The 316-nt window shown below is 30.7% G+C and carries 1 protein-coding gene; it reads left to right on the top strand.

What is annotated here, in order from left to right; all coding sequences use genetic code 11:
• Positions 1-316: IS3 family transposase (locus HHH54_RS10995; RefSeq protein ID WP_198618822.1), on the top strand; the 316-nt coding region annotated here is incomplete at both ends.

Below are 316 nucleotides of genomic sequence, written 5' to 3'. Positions count from 1 at the left end.
ACCCAAATTTAGAATGTGCTTTGTCATCTTTAAATCAGGCTATTAAAAATATACCTGAATTAAATTATCGAACTACAGTACATTCTGATCAAGGTTGGCACTACCAGCATAAAGCTTGGGTAAAAGCACTCAAAGACAATCATATATTTCAAAGTATGTCGCGTAAAGGAAACTGTTATGATAATTCTCCAATGGAGAATTTCTTTGGCCTATTAAAGCAAGAGATGTTTTATGGAGAAGAATTTAATTCTTATGAAGAGTTGGAATTAGAAATCCACAAATATATCAATTACTATAATAACGTAAGAAGAAAAGT

This window comes from Staphylococcus canis (genome assembly GCF_016238445.1).
In the GTDB taxonomy this organism is placed as follows: domain Bacteria; phylum Bacillota; class Bacilli; order Staphylococcales; family Staphylococcaceae; genus Staphylococcus; species Staphylococcus canis.
This window is presented reverse-complemented; position numbering and strand designations above follow the sequence as displayed.